This is a genomic window from Arthrobacter globiformis (genome assembly GCF_046536215.2).
Classification (GTDB): Bacteria; Actinomycetota; Actinomycetes; order Actinomycetales; family Micrococcaceae; genus Arthrobacter; species Arthrobacter globiformis_E.
Map to the genome: position 1 here is coordinate 2,514,913 of NZ_CM143421.1, position 18,106 is coordinate 2,533,018.

At 67.3% G+C, this 18,106-nt stretch carries 18 protein-coding genes; 5 read left to right on the plus strand and 13 right to left on the minus strand.

Features of this window, described 5'->3' with window-relative positions:
* Nucleotides 1-2 precede the first annotated feature (2 nt).
* From R5O87_RS11255 to R5O87_RS11265, 3 genes are all read right to left on the minus strand, one after another.
* On the minus strand, nucleotides 3-482 hold the full coding sequence (locus R5O87_RS11255; RefSeq protein WP_410556372.1) for a Dps family protein: 480 nt from the start codon (nucleotides 480-482) through the stop codon (nucleotides 3-5).
* A gap of 130 nt (nucleotides 483-612) precedes the next feature.
* Entirely contained in the window at nucleotides 613-1,062 is a 450-nt protein-coding gene (lepB, locus tag R5O87_RS11260) for a signal peptidase I (RefSeq protein ID WP_410556371.1), read from the minus strand.
* Nucleotides 1,063-1,175: 113 nt separating this feature from the next.
* Nucleotides 1,176-2,780: a multicopper oxidase family protein gene (locus tag R5O87_RS11265; RefSeq protein WP_410556370.1), complete on the minus strand. Its 1,605-nt coding sequence runs from the start codon at nucleotides 2,778-2,780 to the stop codon at nucleotides 1,176-1,178.
* 391 nt (nucleotides 2,781-3,171) lie between these two features.
* Between R5O87_RS11265 and R5O87_RS11270 the strand changes: the two genes are divergently transcribed.
* Nucleotides 3,172-5,295, plus strand: coding sequence for an FG-GAP-like repeat-containing protein (locus R5O87_RS11270; protein WP_410556369.1), 2,124 nt, complete (start codon nucleotides 3,172-3,174; stop codon nucleotides 5,293-5,295).
* A 91-nt stretch (nucleotides 5,296-5,386) separates the two neighbouring features.
* Here R5O87_RS11270 and R5O87_RS11275 read toward each other — a convergent pair whose 3' ends face one another.
* Together R5O87_RS11275 and R5O87_RS11280 are read right to left on the minus strand one after the other, a co-directional pair.
* Entirely contained in the window at nucleotides 5,387-6,064 is a 678-nt protein-coding gene (locus R5O87_RS11275) for an O-methyltransferase (protein WP_410556368.1), read from the minus strand.
* A 43-nt stretch (nucleotides 6,065-6,107) separates the two neighbouring features.
* Nucleotides 6,108-6,488 (minus strand): thiamine-binding protein, encoded by a 381-nt coding sequence (locus R5O87_RS11280; protein ID WP_410556367.1) that lies wholly within the window; start codon nucleotides 6,486-6,488, stop codon nucleotides 6,108-6,110.
* Between the two features lie 112 nt (nucleotides 6,489-6,600).
* On the opposite strand from R5O87_RS11280, the gene R5O87_RS11285 reads away from it, so the two are divergent.
* Together R5O87_RS11285 and R5O87_RS11290 are read left to right on the plus strand one after the other, a co-directional pair.
* A complete protein-coding gene (locus R5O87_RS11285; protein ID WP_410556365.1) occupies nucleotides 6,601-7,221 on the plus strand; it encodes a TetR/AcrR family transcriptional regulator in 621 nt (206 codons plus the stop codon).
* 214 nt (nucleotides 7,222-7,435) lie between these two features.
* Complete coding sequence (locus R5O87_RS11290; protein WP_410556364.1) at nucleotides 7,436-7,633, plus strand: hypothetical protein; 198 nt, start codon at nucleotides 7,436-7,438, stop codon at nucleotides 7,631-7,633.
* Between the two features lie 119 nt (nucleotides 7,634-7,752).
* On the opposite strand, the gene R5O87_RS11295 is transcribed toward R5O87_RS11290, so the two are convergent.
* The 4 genes from R5O87_RS11295 to R5O87_RS11310 form a co-directional block, all read right to left on the minus strand.
* Entirely contained in the window at nucleotides 7,753-8,418 is a 666-nt protein-coding gene (locus tag R5O87_RS11295) for an SIS domain-containing protein (RefSeq protein WP_410556363.1), read from the minus strand.
* A 122-nt stretch (nucleotides 8,419-8,540) separates the two neighbouring features.
* On the minus strand, nucleotides 8,541-8,852 hold the full coding sequence (locus R5O87_RS11300; protein ID WP_410556362.1) for an AzlD domain-containing protein: 312 nt from the start codon (nucleotides 8,850-8,852) through the stop codon (nucleotides 8,541-8,543).
* A complete protein-coding gene (locus R5O87_RS11305) occupies nucleotides 8,849-9,715 on the minus strand; it encodes an AzlC family ABC transporter permease (protein WP_410556361.1) in 867 nt (288 codons plus the stop codon). Before R5O87_RS11305 ends, R5O87_RS11300 begins: the two co-directional genes overlap by 4 nt.
* 12 nt (nucleotides 9,716-9,727) lie before the next feature.
* Nucleotides 9,728-10,654, minus strand: a complete 927-nt coding sequence (locus tag R5O87_RS11310; RefSeq protein WP_410556360.1) for a glycerophosphodiester phosphodiesterase — start codon at nucleotides 10,652-10,654, stop codon at nucleotides 9,728-9,730.
* Nucleotides 10,655-10,704: 50 nt separating this feature from the next.
* On the opposite strand from R5O87_RS11310, the gene R5O87_RS11315 reads away from it, so the two are divergent.
* Nucleotides 10,705-12,078: a DUF445 domain-containing protein gene (locus R5O87_RS11315; RefSeq protein WP_410556359.1), complete on the plus strand. Its 1,374-nt coding sequence runs from the start codon at nucleotides 10,705-10,707 to the stop codon at nucleotides 12,076-12,078.
* Between the two features lie 41 nt (nucleotides 12,079-12,119).
* Here the strand turns inward: R5O87_RS11315 and R5O87_RS11320 are convergent, their stop codons facing one another.
* From R5O87_RS11320 to R5O87_RS11330, 3 genes are all read right to left on the minus strand, one after another.
* Nucleotides 12,120-12,869, minus strand: a complete 750-nt coding sequence (locus tag R5O87_RS11320) for a LamB/YcsF family protein (RefSeq protein ID WP_410556358.1) — start codon at nucleotides 12,867-12,869, stop codon at nucleotides 12,120-12,122.
* Entirely contained in the window at nucleotides 12,853-13,632 is a 780-nt protein-coding gene (locus R5O87_RS11325) for a hypothetical protein (RefSeq protein WP_410556454.1), read from the minus strand. The genes R5O87_RS11320 and R5O87_RS11325 overlap by 17 nt, the downstream gene beginning before the upstream one ends.
* A 102-nt stretch (nucleotides 13,633-13,734) precedes the next feature.
* Nucleotides 13,735-14,325 carry a hypothetical protein gene (locus R5O87_RS11330; protein WP_410556357.1) on the minus strand — a complete coding sequence of 197 codons (591 nt, stop codon included), beginning with the start codon at nucleotides 14,323-14,325 and terminating at the stop codon, nucleotides 13,735-13,737.
* A 62-nt stretch (nucleotides 14,326-14,387) separates the two neighbouring features.
* Here R5O87_RS11330 and R5O87_RS11335 point away from each other — a divergent pair, with 62 nt between their 5' ends.
* Nucleotides 14,388-15,698, plus strand: a complete 1,311-nt coding sequence (locus R5O87_RS11335; protein ID WP_410556356.1) for an MFS transporter — start codon at nucleotides 14,388-14,390, stop codon at nucleotides 15,696-15,698.
* A 39-nt stretch (nucleotides 15,699-15,737) separates the two neighbouring features.
* Here the strand turns inward: R5O87_RS11335 and R5O87_RS11340 are convergent, their stop codons facing one another.
* Nucleotides 15,738-18,104, minus strand: coding sequence for a glycoside hydrolase family 65 protein (locus tag R5O87_RS11340; protein WP_410556355.1), 2,367 nt, complete (start codon nucleotides 18,102-18,104; stop codon nucleotides 15,738-15,740).
* Between the last annotated feature and the right edge of the window lie 2 nt (nucleotides 18,105-18,106).

The following is an 18,106-nucleotide window of genomic DNA, read 5'->3' on the forward strand; positions in this document are numbered from 1 at the left end:
TGCTATTCCTGCTCCGGCGCGGTCACCGACGCCGACACCGGCATCACTTCCGCGTTCACCATCCAGGCCAGCTGCTCCAGCCTGGTGATGGCCTCGTGCAGGAGATCCGCGCTCGTGGGATCTTCTTCATCCACCTCATCGTGGACACCGCGGATGGTCTTGACCGTTTGTTCCAGCCTCGCGGTAATGAGCTTGGCGGTGTCCTTGGTGACGGTCAGGCCGGCGGGATACTGGTCCAGCCTGGTGCCGGACGAGACAGTACCGCTCCGGCCGTCCGGAAGTGCGTGGAGCGACCGCATGCGCTCAGCGGTCTGGTCGGCGAGCAGCCGGGCGCTGTCCACGATCTCGTCCAGCTGCAAATGCAGGTCCCGGAAGTTGGTGCCCACAAGGTTCCAGTGCGCCTGCTTGCCCTGGACGTGCAACTCGATCAGGTCGGTGAGGACCTTCTGAAGATTGCTGGCCAGAGTCTCGGATGCTTTCATGTCTTCCTCCGCTGCCGTCACCGGTGCTTTTCCATGCCTGGCCAGCCGGGAAGCCGGCCAGGATGATTCCCAGCATACTTACCTTTTGGGCGCGGACGGTTTTGGCAGGAGGATGGGCATTAGTGCCGCGTCAGCGGCCGAAGGGCCACAGCACCGTGGCCTGCAGCGCTTCCAGCGGCACGCTCCCGTAGGTGCGCGAATCGATGGAACCCGCCCGGTTGTCACCCAGGACAAAGACGTGGCCGGACGGCACCGTGACCGGACCAAAGTAGGTGCCGTCGATCCGGCTGTGGTCGATCCCCGGCTCGGCCTGCGGAACACCGTCCACCACCAGCACCGAGTCCTCGATGGCAACTGTCTGCCCTGCGAAGGCAACAGCACGCTTCACGGCGGGGTTCCCGTCCTCGGGGCTTGTAAACACCACCAGGTCACCGGCCCTGAGGGATCCGAGCGCCGGCCCGGGCTTGAACATCAGCACCGTGCTCCCCTTGCGCAGCGCCGGCTCCATGCTTTCGGAGCTAACCGTCACGGGCTCCACCAGCCACAGGCGGGAGGCGAGCAGACCGGCGGCCAGCAGCACCGCCGTCGTAATTGTCCTCCCCCGAAAACCCCGCCGGACGGATCCGGCAGGGTTCCCGGTGACGGCTTCACTGTCAGGGACTGCCCTGGATTTTGGGTCGGCCCTGTGCGCCGCTAGCCGTCCCATTGGGGCAGCGCCGCCGTCATGGGGTCGTTGGGATCGTTGTCGGTTTCCTTCAGCCCCACACGGAACTGAACCATCATGTCGTGGTCCTCGTGGGGCAGGTTGTGGCAGTGCACCATGTAGCGGCCCCGGTGCGGACCGAACTTCATCACCAGGCGGACAGTCTCGCCCTCTCCCACGTAGACCACGTCCTTGGGCCCAAGTTCCTGGGGAAACGGTGCCTTGCCGTTGCGGCTCAGGATTTTGAAATCCACGAGGTGGATGTGCACGGGGTGGAACCAGCCGCCGGACCTGTTCTCGATTTCCCAGACCTCGACGGCGTTGAGGTCCACCTCCGCGGCCACCTTCTTGTAGCCGCTGGCGATGACGTCCTGCCAGCTGTCGTCGTCGATGGTCCACATGTTCGTGACGTCGTTCCGCTTGACCCGGAACTTCCGTACCTTGGTGGCCTGCTTCTCGGTCAGCGCCATGACCTCATTTCCGGGCGCCAGCTGGGCGGGCACCGTGTTCCAGGTGGCGTCAGCGGTGTTGACGGGCTCGTCCGTCACGTCGAAGGCCATCACCTTGTTGGTGAAGTCGTAGTCGACGTTGTTCGGGTTGGACAGGTTCCGCAGCTCGATCCGCTGGCCGGTCTTGTACTTCCTGAAATCGATGAGCACCTCGTACCGTTCCGCTCCGCCATGGCGGTAGTTGGCCACCTTTTGGGGCGCAGGGATCAGGCCGCCGTCGGTGCCCACGATGATCAGCGGGTCGCCGGTGCTCAGCGTGAGCCGCACGGATCGGGAAATGCTGCAGTTCAGGACCCGGAAGCGGTAGATGCGCTTCTGGACCTGCATGACCGGCCACGGCTTGCCGTTGACCAGGATGACGTCCCCCCAAAGGCCCGAGTGGGTGTTGTCGTCATAGCCCAGGGCTCCGTTCGCGGCGAACATCGCGTCGGAAATGATGAGCGGCACGTCGAAGTCGCCCTGCGGGAGCAGCTGCCGTTCCAGCGGATCGTGCATGTGGTACTGGGCTGCCAGGCCTGAGTAGGCATTCTGTGCCGTGAAGTGCACCCCGTGGTCGTGGTACCAGAGCGTGCGGGCGGGCTGGAAGTTCGGGTAGTGGTAGTCCTTGAAAAACCCGGTATGGGTGACGTCACTGGCATACCCGTCGAACTGGGGCAGCGAGGCTGAGCCGTGCAGGTGTGTGGACGTGGAGAGCACGTGGCCGTCGTTCGGGTGCGTTGCGGGAAGCTGGTTCCGCACCCGGACCACCGCCTTGGTTCCCTGGTCCAGGCTGATCGTGGGGCCGGGGAATATCCCGTTATAGCCCAGGATCGGCGTCTGGAGCCGCGGCAGGATGGACGCCATGGCTGCCTTCTCGGTCAGGGTGTAGTAGTTGACGGGCTTGCCGTCGGCGGGGTCCACCTCCACCTTGTCCGGAGCGAGCACCGGCGGCTTCACGAACGCCGACTGGAAGGGTTTGGGCATCTCTGCGCTGCTGAGCCGGCTGGCGGACTTGGCCTCCACCTCGCCCCGCGGGAGCGAAAGAACGCCTGCTCCAACAACGCCGAGGCCGCCCAGTAGCAGGACATTTCGTCTGGACACGGTCATTACCGGGCCTCCTTTCGAAAGGGATGGTTGAGACCAACTTGGGATGGTTCGAGCATGGCCCGGCCTACTTGGAAAAAGCCGGACCGGGCTGGGAGCGGTGGGGGTTCTGAGGGAGCACCCCCAATTGGGCCCCCTCAAATCGATGGTCAAATTCGGCCTTCCCACCCGACATCCGCACCATTCCGGATCGCTGCGGGGGAAGCGCAACGGCTTGGGGCCTCGCAGAGACCGCTCCCCACCGGCTAAATCCGACCTTTGCCCAAGGTGCGGCGTCCACGCTTGACGCAGTTGGGAACGCACCTCCCGGCTTGGCCTTGAAGGTACTGGGGGCCATAAATCGAGTGTCCAAAAAGGAGTTACCATGTCCTCGCATTCCGCGATGAGGCCTTTAATGCCTGACGGAGCCACGCGCTCCCGGTCAGCGCAGCGCAAGCCCTCCACCACCGCCGGGCGTCTCGCCCCGGCCGTTGCCGGCGCCCTGCTCGCCGCTGCCCTGTCACCCCTCGGCGCTCTTCCCGCCCACGCGGAAACGGCCGGGATGGGTCCGGTTGACCCCGCAAACGGGTTCCCCACGTGGTTCTCGGACGGCACTGTCCGGCTGCAGTTCTGCTACCAGGCAGGGCAGGGCTGCCTCACTGAGCCGCCTGACCCAAGCGCGCCGGCGTCCTACCCGGACAACTTCCCGGATGAAGCATTCTGGTTCGGGGCCGAGGCCTCATCCGGCAACCTGCGCCTGTACGAGGCCGCCCTCGAAGGCGCGCACGCCAACGGACCGGTGGTCGACGGCGACCAGATGGGCTTCGGCCGGCTGCGGTTCCGGCTCAACGGCCTGACGCCGAATGCCAGCTACACCATCACGCACCCGTACGGCCTCCACACCTTCACGGCGGACGCGGACGGTGTCATCAACCAGACCCTCGACCAGGGCGTCTGCGCCCCCTCGCTTGCCACACCGTGTGACTGGGCCGGCGTGGGTGCCGCCTTCCTGGGCGACTTTGGCAGGGGGACCACAGCGACCTTCCTCCGCCAGGATGGCGCTGCCCCCGGCACCTTGGGCGACATCAACACCGCGCGGACCGTCACGGGCGCCCCCTCCGGCAACAACTTTGTCCGCGTCGTCGGACCGAATGCCGGCGGGTCCGGGGTCAACATCCTCACCGTGAATACGTTCACGGTCCAGGGCCTGATCGCGACGGATTCCGTTGGCGGCCCGAACACGCCTGACCTGGCCGCAGCCAGCGACAGCGGCCGCTCCAACTCCGACAACATCACGCGGGTGGCCACGCCAACCATCACGGGCACGCTGCCCGCGGGAACCGCTGGCCCGGTCCAGCTCATCGTCGACGGCGGCGCTCCCCGTGCTGCCACCCTTACCGGATCGACCTACTCCCTGACGCTGCCCGCTTTGGCCAACGGGCCCCACTCTGTGCAGGCTGTAGCCGGCGGACAGAATTCCGGAACGCTCAGGTTCACGGTGGACACGGTTGCTCCTCCGGTTTCGATCGTGAGCCCCTTCCCGTCCTCGCCGAGCCTGGACAACACCCCGACCCTGAACTTCACGAGCAGTGACCCGCAGGCCCGGTTCGAATGCCAGCTGCAGCCGACCAACACGGTCTGGGATCCCACCTGCGCCTCACCGAAGACATGGGACGGACAGGTCAGCGGCACGTACAACTTCCTGGTCCGCGCCACGGACGTCGCCGGCAACGTCAGCCCGCTGGCCAGCCGCACCGTGCAGATCGGCACCACCGTCACCGCTCCTTACCGCAAGGTGCAGGACTTCAACGGTGACGGCCGGGCGGACGTCGTTTCCCGCGACTCCTCCGGAACGCTCTGGCTCTACCGCGGCACCGGCACCGGCGGATTTGGTGCTAAGACCAAGGTCGGCACCGGCTGGAACTCCATGACGTCGATCATCAGCGCGGGTGACTTCAACAACGACCGCAAGGCCGACGTCATCGCCAGGTCCTCGACCGGCCTGCTGTACCTGTACAAGGGCAACGGCATCGGCGGCTTCTCCGGCCGCGTCCAGATTGGCACGGGCTGGAACTCCTTCACGACCATCACCGCCGGCGGCGACGTCAACGGTGACCGCAAGCCCGACCTGGTGGCCCGCGACAGCGCCGGCGGGCTCTTCGCCTACCTCGGCGTCGGCAACGGCGGTCTCTCCGGACGGATCCAGATCGGCAGCGGCTGGAACAGCCAGAACACCGTCCTGGGCACCGACTTCAACGGTGACGCCAAGCCCGATATCGTCTCCCGGGACGCTGCCGGCAGCCTGTGGCTCTACCGGGGCGACGGCGCCGGCGGGTTCCTCGCCCGGACCCAGATCGGCACCGGCTGGGGCGGCCTGAGCTCCCTGGTGGCTCCCGGCGACTTCAGCGGTGACGGCAGGGCAGACATCATCGCCCGTGATTCAAGGGGAAGCCTCCTCCTGTACCGCGGCAACGGCACCACCCTCGTCACCAAGACGGTGGCCGGCGCCGGCTGGAACGTGATGAACTCGATCCAGTAGTCAGCTACAGGCAAAAGCGCCCAGCAAGAAAGGCACCGCCCGCGTACCTCCAGTACGCGGGCGGTGCTTTGCTGTGGGCACCACTGCGCTGCTAACGGACCACTGCCAGCGCGAAGCCGTCCCAGCCCTTGGATCCCACGGTCTGGATGACAGTGGCGTCCAGCCGGCTGTCCGCCCCCATCATCGTCAGTGCGCCGATGATTCCAGGGGCGTTGACCTCATCAATGGACGGGTCCATCGCCACGCCCTCCCACACAACGTTGTCCATCACGATGCTGGTTCCGGCCCTGCCCAGCCGCACCGCCCACTCCAGGTACTGCGGGTTGTTTTCCTTGTCCGCATCGATGAACACGAAGTCGAACGGCCCGGCTCCCTCGGCTTCCAGGGCCGCAAGCGTGTCCAGTGCCGCGCCCGTCCGGATCTCCACCTTGTGGCCCACGCCCGCGGCGTCCACGTTGGCCCGGGCAACATCGGCGTGTTTCTGGAGGTATTCGCACGTCACCAGCCGCCCGTCGTCGGGCATTCCCTGGGCCATCCAGATGGTGCTGAACCCGGCCAGCGTGCCGATCTCCAGCACCTTGCGGGCACCGGACGCCGCCACCAGCAGCTTCAAGAGCTTTCCGGCGTTCGGGGTCACCTCGATCGGCGGCATCCCGGCTTCCTCGGCGGACCGCACGGCTCGCTGGACGGCATCGTCGGGGTGGACGACAACGTCGGACAGGTATTCTTCTACGGCCGTCCACTCGGGCCGCGGCTTGTGCTCAAACATGGGCACAGTCTTCCAGCAAGCGCCCGGCCGGGCTAGGCTCCCGTCAGCTGCCCTCGGCCCGGGGACCGTCCGGGCCGCCGTCCAACGCACCATTGGCACCGTCCAAGGCACCTTCCAGACGCTCGACCTTCGCGGTGAGCTCGCCGGAATAGCCCGGCCGGATGTCGGCCTTGATCACCAGGGACACCCTGCTGCCGAATTTCCCCACGGCCTCGGTGGCGCGCTTGACCACGTCGAAGACCTCATCCCATTCACCTTCGATGGTGGTGAACATGGAATCCGTCCTGTTGGGCAGCCCGGACTCCCGGACGATCTTGACGGCGGCAGCTACGGCGTCGTGCACTGATGCGTCCCCGGCGCCCGCCGCGGCATAGGCAGGATCAGCGGGTATTCCGGACGGGGCGACTGAAAATGCAAGCAACATGGGTCCAGTCTGGCACGGCCGGATGCGCCGGCCGGAACGTGTCCTGTGTCATATTCGGTGCTACCAACGGGTAACGGAGTCAGGCTGACACAGCGTTGCTAACCTTGTTTTCATGAACCTCGCAGTAGAGCGCAAGCCACTCCGTGCTGACGCTGCACGCAATGTGGACAAGATCATTAACGCCGCCCGCGAGTGTTTCCGGCAGTACGGCCCGGACGTTCCGCTGCAGACCATTGCCGCCACGGCGGGAGTGGGTCCAGCCACGCTGTTCCGGAATTTCTCGGACAAGGAGCAGCTGGTTTTGGCTGCCCTCAACCGCCAGCTCCGGCTCAATGTGGATCCGGTTATCGACGTTGCCCTTGCGGGCAGCGATGCGGCGGAAGGCCTGTTCCGGGTCATCGACGCAGTGATGACTGCGGCCAGTGAAAATGCCAATCTGCTCGGCGCCGTGGCCGGCAGGCGGGATTTGCTCACCGGCATTACCGGAAGCCTGATCGAGTCTGTCGGCGTTCTCCTTGACCGTGGCCAGGACCAGGGGACGCTGCGGGTGGACATCTCGCTGACTGACATGGTGCGGCTGCTCGCAATGCTGATCGGCGTGGTGGACACCATGGAGCCCGGATCCGACGCCTGGCGCCGGCCGGCTGCCCTCGTGGAGGACGCGATCCGCGCGGAACGGCCCGCCAGGCCGCTGCCTCCGCAAGTGCCGCTCCCCGGCTCGCAGTTCGAGTAGCCGCTCGCAGTTCGAGTAGCCGCTCGCAGTTCGAGCAGCGGGTGGCAGCTCGCTTATTCCGCACACCGGCCGCGCACAGTAAGCTAGGCACACCGGTGGGTTAGGAAGTCAGCCTCGGGCAGTTTCCATATACGGAGCACACCATGTCATTCCCTGCATGTGTTCAATTCAGACCGGCCGTGGCATCATGAACCGCTCGCAACTAGCGCACTTCATGAAACATTCAACGGATCCTGAAACCACAATTACGGCGGCCTCCACCGATGAGCTCAGCATCATCGTGGACGCGCTCTACCGGAACCTCGACACGCCGACGCCCGTGTTCGGTGCCCAGGACTGGTATGACCTGGCCACCGAAGAACTCGCGCGGCGGTCCGAGACCGTTTCCCCGCACGCGTACGGGGCTGCGTAGATCAGATCCGGGTAGATCAAATCCGGGTAGATCAAATCCGGCCGCCTGGCTCTCTCCCTTTCGAAGGTTCAACCGCGCTGGTTAGCGCTGCGCCGGCAGAGTGGCGCTGCGCTTCAGCGTCACCTGCGCGGCTCCGGCCGGGCGGACAAGGCGTGCAGTGCCGAGGCCAGGCATTCGCTCATGGCTTGGAGGGCGATCAGTTGCGCCTCCCGCACCTGGGGCTTGGGCGAGTTGATGCAGATAGCCTCGTCGGCAGCCTGGGCCAGTGGGTTGGGGGCTGCCCCGGTGACCGCCCAGACGGTGGCGCCGGCTGCCCGGGCTGCCGCCGTCGCCTCCAGCAGGGCATGCCGGTGCCCGCTGGCGGAGACCACCAGCAGAACGTCGCCGGCACGGATGTGGGCGTGCACCTGGCTGGCCACCTCGTCCGCATGCCCCTGCGCAATTTCGATGGCGCTGACCGGGGCAGCCCCTGCTGACACACCGGACCGCAGGGCGATGACGGAAAACGGCTGGCGCTCACCCGCGTGGCGTCCCAGCAGCTCGGCGGTGAATTGCTGCACTTCCGCCGCCGAACCGGCACTTCCGGCTGTGACCAGGCGGTTCCCGGACAGCAGGCGGCGGGCCAGTTCCTCTCCCCAGCCAGCCAGCCGTGAGGATTCATTCCGCAGCGAGGCTACCGCAGGCCCTACCTGCCGCAAGTGCTCGAGGACGATGTCCACCGGGGCTTTTATTTCGAACGGCGCATCCGTGGCGCGGGAACGTGACAGTCTGCTGACGGCCTTCATTTTTACCACTCCTCTTCATTCGAGGATACAACGCATGTGACCTCCATCACTCCTAAGCGACGTCACTCCTAAACGACGACGGCGGCCCGCCGGCAGTTCCTGACGTTTAAGTTCCAGCCGCGTCAGTTCCAGCCGGCCAGCCGGAGCAAGGCGGCGGCTCCCGCCCCTGCCAGCACAACCACCAGGAAGGGCGCCCGAAGGAACAGGGCCGCAGCGGCGGCCGCCAAGGCGCCCAGCCGGGCATCAAGAGCCAGGGCCTGCCCGTTCGCCAGGGTGTTGACGATCGTCAGGGAGGCCAGCAATCCGATGGTCATGGTTCCGGCCATCCGGGACATCCGGGGATTCTGCAGCAGGCTGGCCGGGAGGAGGTAGCCCACCAGCTTCCATGCGTAGGCGAAGAGGCAGGACAGCAGCAACCACACCCACAGGCTCACTTGGCACCTCCGGCGTTGGTCCCGTTGCCTCTGTCCTGTCGGGGATCTTGGCTGGGTCGGGGATCTTGGTTGGGTCGGGGCTCCGTGGGATGGCTGGCAGCCGTGGGCTGGCCGGAGCGCGGGTGGTGGCTGGGATGCCACTCCGCGTAGGGGTCGATATCCGGTTCCAGCCCCTCGTCCTGGCGCCCGTGGCTGAACCAGCCGATCACCGCAGCCACCACAGCGGCAATAAGGATGGGAACGCCCGCACGCACGAACGGCACGGCCAGCACGGTGGCCAGCGCGCAGACGACCGCGATCGCCACCGGCTCCCGGCCCTTCAGCCGCGGCCAGAGCAGGCCAAGAAAAGCCGCGACGGCGGCGCCGTCAAGCCCCCACTGCTTAGGGTCACCCAGGGCATCTCCGGCCAGGGCACCCACCGCGGTGAAGACGTTCCAGAGCACGAAGATCCCGACGCCCGCGGCCCAGAAGCCCCTGTGCTGCTCGTCAGGATCCGACTGCCCGGTGCTGGTGGCCGTGGACTCGTCGATGGTCACATGGGCGGCGGCGTACCGGCGCCACCCCGTCGGCCGGAGCAGCACGTTGAGCTGCATGCCATAAATGCCGTTGCGCATTCCCAGCAGGGTGGCGGCCCCCATGGCCGCGAGGCCGGAGCCGCCGCCGGCAACCACCCCGATGAACGCGAACTGCGAGCCGCCACTGAAAAGCAGCAGGCTCAGTGCCATGGTCTGCCAGAAGTCCAGGCCGGAGGTCACGGATAGCGCTCCGAAGGACACTCCGTAAAGGCCGGTGGCAACGCTGATGGACAGGCCAACACGGACCGCAGGGGAACGCAGGAGTTTAGGGGGCCAGGTGATGGGCATGCCACCACTCAATCACAGCGGCGGCTGCGCCTGGATCGCCGAGCTTGCCGCCAGGGCCGGCTGCTGGAGCTGGGCCAGGACCCGCGCCGGCCGGTTGGTGGTGATTTCCTGGATGCCCAGCCCCCGGCACAGGGCCACGTCGTCCTCTTCGTCCACCGTCCAGACCCGGAACCGGCGGCCGGAATCCAGCCAGCGCCGCACGGTGCCGGCGTGCCGGCGGACGTAGTCGATGCCGGGCCCGGCCATGGCCACTTCGCCGTCGTTGAGTATCCGCTCGCCCTCCAGTTGCGCGGCCTTCATCACGTTGGCCACGGCACTGCCCGTGAATGGCCCCAGGCCCAGTTCCTCGCGGATGCCGGTGACGTTCACGTCGTCCACGAGCTGGCAGATGAACTCCGCCGGGACGGCTTTGCGAAGGTGCCTGACCGAGTCGGGGCTGAAGCTCATGAAGGTTACCCGGATGTTGCCCAGCCTGGAGGTCGCGGCGTCCCAGCCTTCCGCGCGCAGCACCGCAAGCACCCTGTCCTCCAGCTTCAGCTGGTAGGGGCTGGGATGCTTCAGCTCGATGGCCAGGCCGATCTCCCGGCCGGCATTCCGCAGCAGGTCCAGCAGGTCCGGCAGGGTCAGGAACTGCTCGGATCTGGGCCCGTAGGCCTCGGGGATCCGGACGCCTTTCCAGGATGAGAAATCCAGCAGCCGCAACTGGTCGACGGTCCGTTCGGCCACGGGGCCTGTGCCGTCGGAGGTCCGGTCCAGGTTCGAATCGTGCAGCAGGACAACGTGCTGGTCGCGGGTCAGGTGCACATCGCATTCCACGCCGTCGGCTCCGTCGGCGAGCGCCCGGAGATAGGCGGCTCGGGTGTGCTCGGCGAAATCCGCGCTGGCACCACGGTGGGCGTAGACCAGGGGACGGGTAAGGGCTGACTCGTCGGCTGTCATGGTCACACGTTAGCCGACCGCGGCCGCCAAAGCGGGGCTAGGCTTGGCACATGCAGGTGAACTCTGAGCCAACCACCCAGCAGGATCCGGCGGCGGAGCGAAAGCTCCGGGAAAGCCCCGAGCGGAACGGCGGACCCGGCGGCCGGACCCCGGCGCGTCCCGCCGTCGTACGTGACTTCACGGCGGGCGACGCCGAAAAGGCGGCAGCGCTGCGGAAGATGAAGCTGGTGGCCCTGAGCCTGCTCATCGCCATGGCGGTGGTGTTCGTCGTGGCCTTCGCACTGCAGAAGCAGTACCCGTGGCTGGAGTACGTCCGGGCGGCGGCGGAAGGCGGCATGGTGGGCGCCTTGGCCGACTGGTTCGCGGTGACGGCCCTGTTCCGCTACCCCATGGGGCTGAAAATCCCGCACACTGCCATCATTCCGCGCCGCAAGGACCAGATCGGCGCATCCCTGGGCGAGTTCGTGGAGACCAATTTCCTTTCCGAACAGGTGGTCCAGGACAAGCTGGCCAGCATCAACATCTCCGGCAAGGTGGGCGGCTGGCTGTCGGGGCCGGGCGGCGCCGAGCGCGTTGCCAAGGAGGGCGCCGCCGTCATCCGGGGCACGTTCAAAGTGCTGAACGACGACGACGTCCAGGCAGTTATCGAGGGCATGGTCCGCAAGCACCTCCTGGCTCCCCCCTGGGGACCGCCCGTGGGACGCATGGCTGAGCGGATCTTCGCCGACGGGCACCACCACAAGCTGGTGGACCTCCTCGTGGACCGGGCAGCGGACTGGGTGGCCGCCAACCACCAGACGGTCAGCCGGCTCGTCACCGAGCGGTCCCCGCAGTGGGTGCCCAGCTTCGTGGACGGCCTGGTGGGCGACAAGGTCTACATCGAACTGCTGAAATTCACCCGCGCGGTCCAGGACGACCAGCAGCACCAGGTCCGGCTATCCATCGACAAGTACCTGACGGACCTGGCCCAGGACCTGCAGCACGATCCCGCCATGATCGCCCGCGCTGAAGGCATCAAGGCGCAGGTGCTGGGCGACCCGGAGGTCCGGGAGCTGGCCTCCCGTACCTGGGCCACCATCAAGGGCGCGCTGCTCACGGCCGTCGACGATCCCGACAGCGAACTGACCATCAAGTTCAAGGCGGCCGTCCGCGATTTCGGCACCCGGCTGGTCAACGACGAAGAGCTGGCAGGCAAGGTCAACGCGTGGATCGGGGATGCCGCCGGGTATCTGGTCCGCACCTACCGGTCGGACATCGCCGGGGTGATCACGGATACCGTGGCCCGCTGGGACGCCGAGGAAACGTCGCAGAAGATCGAGCTCCAGGTGGGCAAAGACCTGCAGTTCATCCGGATTAACGGCACAGTAGTGGGCTCCCTCGCCGGGCTCGCGATCTTCACGGTGGCCCACCTGACGTTCGGCTGAACGGCCGGGGCACTGCTGACCGGCTATGCCCCATGCAACGGTTAGGCGAACGACGCCAATTCCACTCCGGCGTCCGCCAGGCCCGCGCGGACAGCGGCGGCCATGTCCACGGCGCCCGGGGTGTCGCCGTGGATGCAAAGCGAATCCGGGTCCACCCGGACCACGGTCCCGTCCACCGCCACCACCTCCCCCTTCAGCGCCAGGCGCACGGCCCGCTCAACGATCGGTCCGATGTCGTGCAGCACGGCACCTTCCTGCGAGCGCGGCACCAGCGTGCCGTCCGGCAGGTAGGCGCGGTCCACGAAGGCCTCACGGAAGACGGGATGCCCGGCGTCCCCGGCCTGCTTCAGCAGCTCGGATCCGGGAAGCCCCAGGATGGGCATGCCGGGATCGTAGGCCTGGATGGCTGCCACCAGCGCGGATGCCTGCTCGGCGTCGTGGAATGTCCGGTTGTAGAGGGCGCCGTGCGGCTTGACGTAATCCACCGAGGCCCCGACGGCGTGCGCCACTCCGTCCAGGGCGCCGAGCTGGTACAGCACGTCGCCGAACAGCTCGTCGAAGGACATGTCCAGCGAGCGGCGGCCGAAGCCGGCGAGGTCACGGTAGCCAACGTGCGCGCCTACCCTGACGTCCAGTTCGTAGGCGGCTCGGCAGCTGTCCAGCATGGTCACGGGGTCTCCGGCATGGAAGCCGCAGGCCACGTTGGCACTGGTAATGAGCTCAAACATGGCCGCGTCATCACCCATGGTCCAGGAGCCGAAGGACTCCCCGAGGTCAGCGTTCAGATCCACCTGTACTACCTTCCGTGAGTTCGCCCGGCACTGTGTCCGGCATCGGCCCAAAGGCCTCTCTCGCGTTGACGACGACGGCCCGGCCCATCATGAGGTTACCGGCACCTCCCACCACGGCCCCAATGCCGAACGGCAGCGCACGTCCGAACAGGGCGGTGCCCTGCCGCCTGAGCAGGCTCCGCAGGAAGGCCTTCTGGATGCGCTCCCGGATGAAACCAAACCCGGAGGACGACATCCTGCCCGACAGCACATTTCCCCAGGCCTGGCTGGCGCCCTTGCCCTTGCCCATGGCCTGGCCGCTGAGCGAACCAAGCAGCGCGGTCCCCTCCTCGCCGAGCATCACGGCCATCACCAGGGTGCTGGCCTTCTCCGGGTCCGTCATCCGGATCCCGTGGAGTTCGGCCAGCGAGGTGGCGTAGAGGGCTGTCGCCTCGAGGAAGCCGACGGTGGCGGCGGCGGAGAGGCCCAGCGACGCCACCGTGCCGACCCCGGGAACGACGGCGGTAGCCCCGACCAGCGCGCCCCCGCCGGTCACTGCCCGGAGATAGTCGCGTTCCAGGATGTCGGCGAGCTGGGCGGCGGATGCCTGCGGGTTGCGGCGCTGGAGCCGGCGGATATACGCCAGCACCAGCGGACGCTGGATCTCCACGGCCCGGAGCAGCACGTTGTGAACCCCGGGTTTGGGATTGCCGTGGGCATCGAACACGGCGTTGTGGGCTGTTTCCTGCGCGATTCTCATCGCGGGGTTGCGTCGCTTGGCCATCATCACCTCTACGTCGGAACAACCGGCGGCCAGAGACCGCCGTCTAGCCTTAACACTAGGCCACACTCCAACATACCAAGCATGCTGATCACCCGGTGGCTGTCACAGCGCCCAGGACTCGGCCACGGCCATGTACGCGGACGAGGAAGGCCCGCGGGGGCCCGGGTAGACGGTGGGCGCGCCGGGCCATTCGACGCCGAACTCGGAGAGTTTGCCTCCGCTGCACGGGTGGTAGACGTTGGTCATCGAGGCGCTGGCGGGACCCAGCTGGAAGTCGGGCGCGGAGAACTGCCGGCGGTCCAGCACCCCGGAGATTTCGAGCGCGGCCCGCCGCCCGGTGGCGCGAAATCCGCGCTCAAGGTCCAGTTCGACGTCGAACTCGTCCTGGGTGTGGCTGACCGCGCCGAGCGGGAAGCGCGCGGCCTCCGGAAAGAAGCGCGTCAGTTCGGTGGCGAGGGAGGAGGCGAAGAATTCGTTGGAGCCGTAACTCCGCCAGCCCTGGAGGGTGGCCACCATGAGGACCGTTCCGGTTCCCCACCGGGACCAGTCAGCCACCCAGAAAGAGGCGAAGCAGCTGGCGGGTTCGCCGGCTATATGAACGCCGTTCCGGTCCACCGGGTGCAGGGCAAGGCCAAAGTTTGCGCCGATCAGCGCCACATTGCGCCGCCCCGGCCTGGCCGGTGTGTTCCCCATGGCTAGAGCCTATCCCCCCAGGACGCGTTCCATGCGCCGGAGGCTCGGCCTAAGATTGCCGTGTGCCCCTCCCCCGCGCCCTTCGGCCCTTTTCCCACCGCGAATACCGCGTGCTGATCGGCGCCCTCGCCATTTCCATCTTCGGTTCGGGCATGTGGGCCGTGGCCATGGTCTACCAGGTCATCCACATCGGCGGCGGCCCGCTGGAACTGTCCCTCGTGGCCGCTGCAGGCAGCGTGGGTCTCGTGGCGTTCGTCCTGGCCGGCGGCATCGCAGCGGACCGGGTTCCACAGCGGCTGCTGATCATCGCCGTCGAGGGGACCAACCTTGCCGTGATCGCAACGGTCAGCGGGCTGGCGATGGCGGGCTGGCTTCAGCTCTGGCACCTTGTGGCCGGCGCGTTCGTCCTTGGCGTCGGGGCGGCGTTCTTCTTCCCGGCGTATTCGGCGATCCTGCCACGGATCCTGCCGCCGGAGGACCTGCTCGCGGCCAACGGCATGGAGGGAACCCTGCGCCCCACGCTGCAGCAGGCGGCGGGTCCGGCCGTGGCCGGCGTCGTGGTGGCCGCCCTCTCGCCGTCGCATGCGGTGACCGGCGTTGCCGTCTGCCACCTGCTGGCGTTCATCGTCCTGAACTTCCTGGGCCAGCACGCCCTCGCGGCGCCTGGCTCTCACGGGGCGAAGGATGGTGCCGCCGCGGCACCGGCCAAGACCTCCTTCTTTGCCGACCTCCGCGAGGGCGTCAGCTACACCGTGCAGACGCCGTGGCTCCTCTGGACACTGCTGTGGGCCTGCATTTCGGTGCTGTTCCTGATCGGCCCCATCGAGGTGCTCCTGCCCTTCGTGACCCGGGACCAGCTGGGCGGCGACAGCCGCATGTTCGGTTTCCTGCTGGCCGTCATGGGAGTGGGCAGCGCTGTGGCCTCGCTGGTCACGGCGTCAGTCCGGCTCCCGCGCCGCTATCTGACCGTCATGATGGTGTGCTGGGGAGCCGGCACCCTGCCGCTCGCGGCCGTGGGACTCATGGACAGCTTCTGGCTGCTGGCCCTGGCGCTCTTCATCTTCGGCGCCACAGGCAGTGTGGGCATGGTCATCTGGGGCACACTGCTGCAGCGGCGTGTGCCGCCGCACCTGCTGGGGCGGGTTTCCAGCCTGGACTTCTTTGTGTCCCTGGCACTGATGCCGGTGTCGATGGCGCTGGCCGGCCCCGCCGCTGCCGTGCTCCCGATCTGGCTGATCTTCCTGGTGGCGGGCGGGGTGTGTCCGGTCATGGCGGTGGTGGCGCTGCTGGTGGCCCGGATGTCGGCGGACGAAATCGCCCATCCGCTCGACCCCCAGGGCATCCTGCCCGCCGGGGCCGAGGCCGCCATCTAACCGGGCCACCAAACCGCCGCACCCCTAGCCCGGCGGCCCCTAGTGGGCCCGCACCACCGGGATGCTCGCCGTCGGCGGTCCGCTCGGAAACACTGAGGGCTCGGGGACGTGCACCGGCTCCAGCGGCACGCGCACCGGCTGGGAACCCACGCTGAACCGGACGCCGCGCACGTCGATGTCCAGCGCTTCGCCGCCGAGGACGGTCAGCGTGATGGCGTCCTGGTCGAGCTCCACCAGGAGCGGGCGGCCCTGCAGCTTCAGGTGGAACCGCAGGCTTTCCCATTCCTCGGGCAGCCGCGGATCAAAGAACGGCATCGGCCCCTGGTCACGGAGTCCGGCGAAGCCGCACACCAGCGAGCTCCACACACCGCCGGTGGAGGCGATGTGGACGCCGTCGATCGTGTTGCCGTGCGAGTTGTCCAGGTCGATGAACGCGGCATTCGTGAAGTGCTCCAGGGCAGCCCTGCGGTAACCCACCTCGGCAGCCATGATCCCCTGGACGCACGCCGAGAGCGTGGAGTCCCCCGTGGTGATGGGATCGTAGAAGTCGAAGGCGCGGCGCTTTTCCTCCGCGGTGAACTCCTGCCACTGCAGGAACATTGCCAGCACCGTGTCCGCCTGCTTCAGCACCTGGTGGCGGTAGATCACCAACGGGTGGAAGTTCAGCAGCAGCGGGTACTTGGAGCGCGGCGTGGTCCAGTCCCACGGCTCCAGGGTCATGAAGTCGTTGTCCTGCGAGTACACCTGGAAGGTCTCATCGAAAGGCAGCTGGATCCGCTCCGCGGCCGCCTCCCACAGCTCCCGTTCGGCGTCGTCCACTGCCGGGTGGTCCAGGGCAGCGGCGGCCCGCAGGTTAAACCTGGCCATGACGTTCGTGTACAGGTTGTCGTTCACCACCGCCGTGTACTCGTCCGGCCCGGTCACACCGTGGATATGGAACAGGCCGTCCTTGCCGAAGAAGCCCAGGGAAACCCACATGCGGGCGGTTTCGATCAGCAGGTCGGCGCCCATTCCGGCGCAGAACTCGGAGTCACCGCTGGCCCAGACGTACCTGTTGGTGGCGAAGGCAACGGCGGCGGCAATGTGGAACTGCGCCGTGCCGGCAGCGTAGTACGCGCTCGCTTCCAGGCCGTTGATGGTGCGCCAGGGGAACAGCGCACCGTCCACGCTGAGCTCCTTGGCTCGGATCTTGGCGTCCGGAAGCATCTCGTGACGGAACTCCAGAACCTGCCGCGCGCCGTCGGGGTTTGAATACGTCAGGTACGGCAGGAGGTAAACCTCCTGGTCCCAGAAGTAGTGCCCGTCGTAGCCCGAACCGGTGACACCCTTGGCCGGGATGCCGGCGACGCCCGCCCTGGCGGTGGCCTGCGCGAGCTGGAAGAGGTTCCAGCGGATGGCCTGCTGCAGTTCCGGCTGGCCGCCCACCTGGATGTCGGCGCATGCCCAGTAGCTCCGGTAGTGCGCCTCGCTTTCGGCGAAGACGTCGGCAGCCGGCTTCAGCCCGGCCTCCGCGGCGTCGGCCGGGTCCTCCCCCGCCTCCGCGTCCGCAGCGCCGGGCAGGCCAGTCCGGGTGCCACGGGCCACGGCGTAGCTGACGCTCTTTTCAAGCCGGAACGGCTCGTCGGCGGCAATCGCCAGCACATAGCGGACGCTGCTGTCGTCCTGGTCCACGAGGGTGTCGAAGGGCTGGTGGCCGGCGGACGTCCAATGGTCGACGGCGATCCCCACCCGCTGCTTCGACTCCGCGGCTTCCCAGGACAGGCGCAGCGAACCGTCGCCGCCTTCCATCCTGAGGGGCAGCAGGACACGCCCTGCGTGCCGGCCTGCGCGGCGCGGGTCGTGCGTGGAGTGGTCCTCCACCGGCTGGTCCTGCCGGTTGATGACCGAGGAGGTGACGTCCGCGGAGACTGCCCGGTCAGCCGAAACCTCCAGGGAGATCCCCAGGCTGCCGCGCGCTTCGAAGCCCACCGCCCGGCGCTCCACCGTGGTCACCGTGGCGCCTGAGCGGCACTGCCAGACGATGCTGCACTCATAGATGCCGGTGGCGAAATCCACGGACCGCCGGTAGTCCAGCACTGTCGATTCGGCGAGGCTGAGCATTTCGCCGTCGATGATGACCGTGAAGTTGTTGGCATCCGGGATGTAGAGGATGCGCTGGCCAGTGCGGGCGAAACCATAGGCGTTCTCGGCGTGCTTGATGTCCCAGATCTCGTGGTAGCCGTTGATGAAGCTGCCGGGCAGCTCGGCATCGGCTGCGGCCCAGTGGGCACCCCGGACACCGAGGTGTCCGTTGCCAAGGGCAAAGAGCGTCTCAAGCGTCCCGGCGTCGCCGGGTTCGTGGCTCGTCTCCACGAGCTTCCAGGGATCATTGGGGAAGCGGACGCGGTCGGCGGTGATGAGTGCCATGA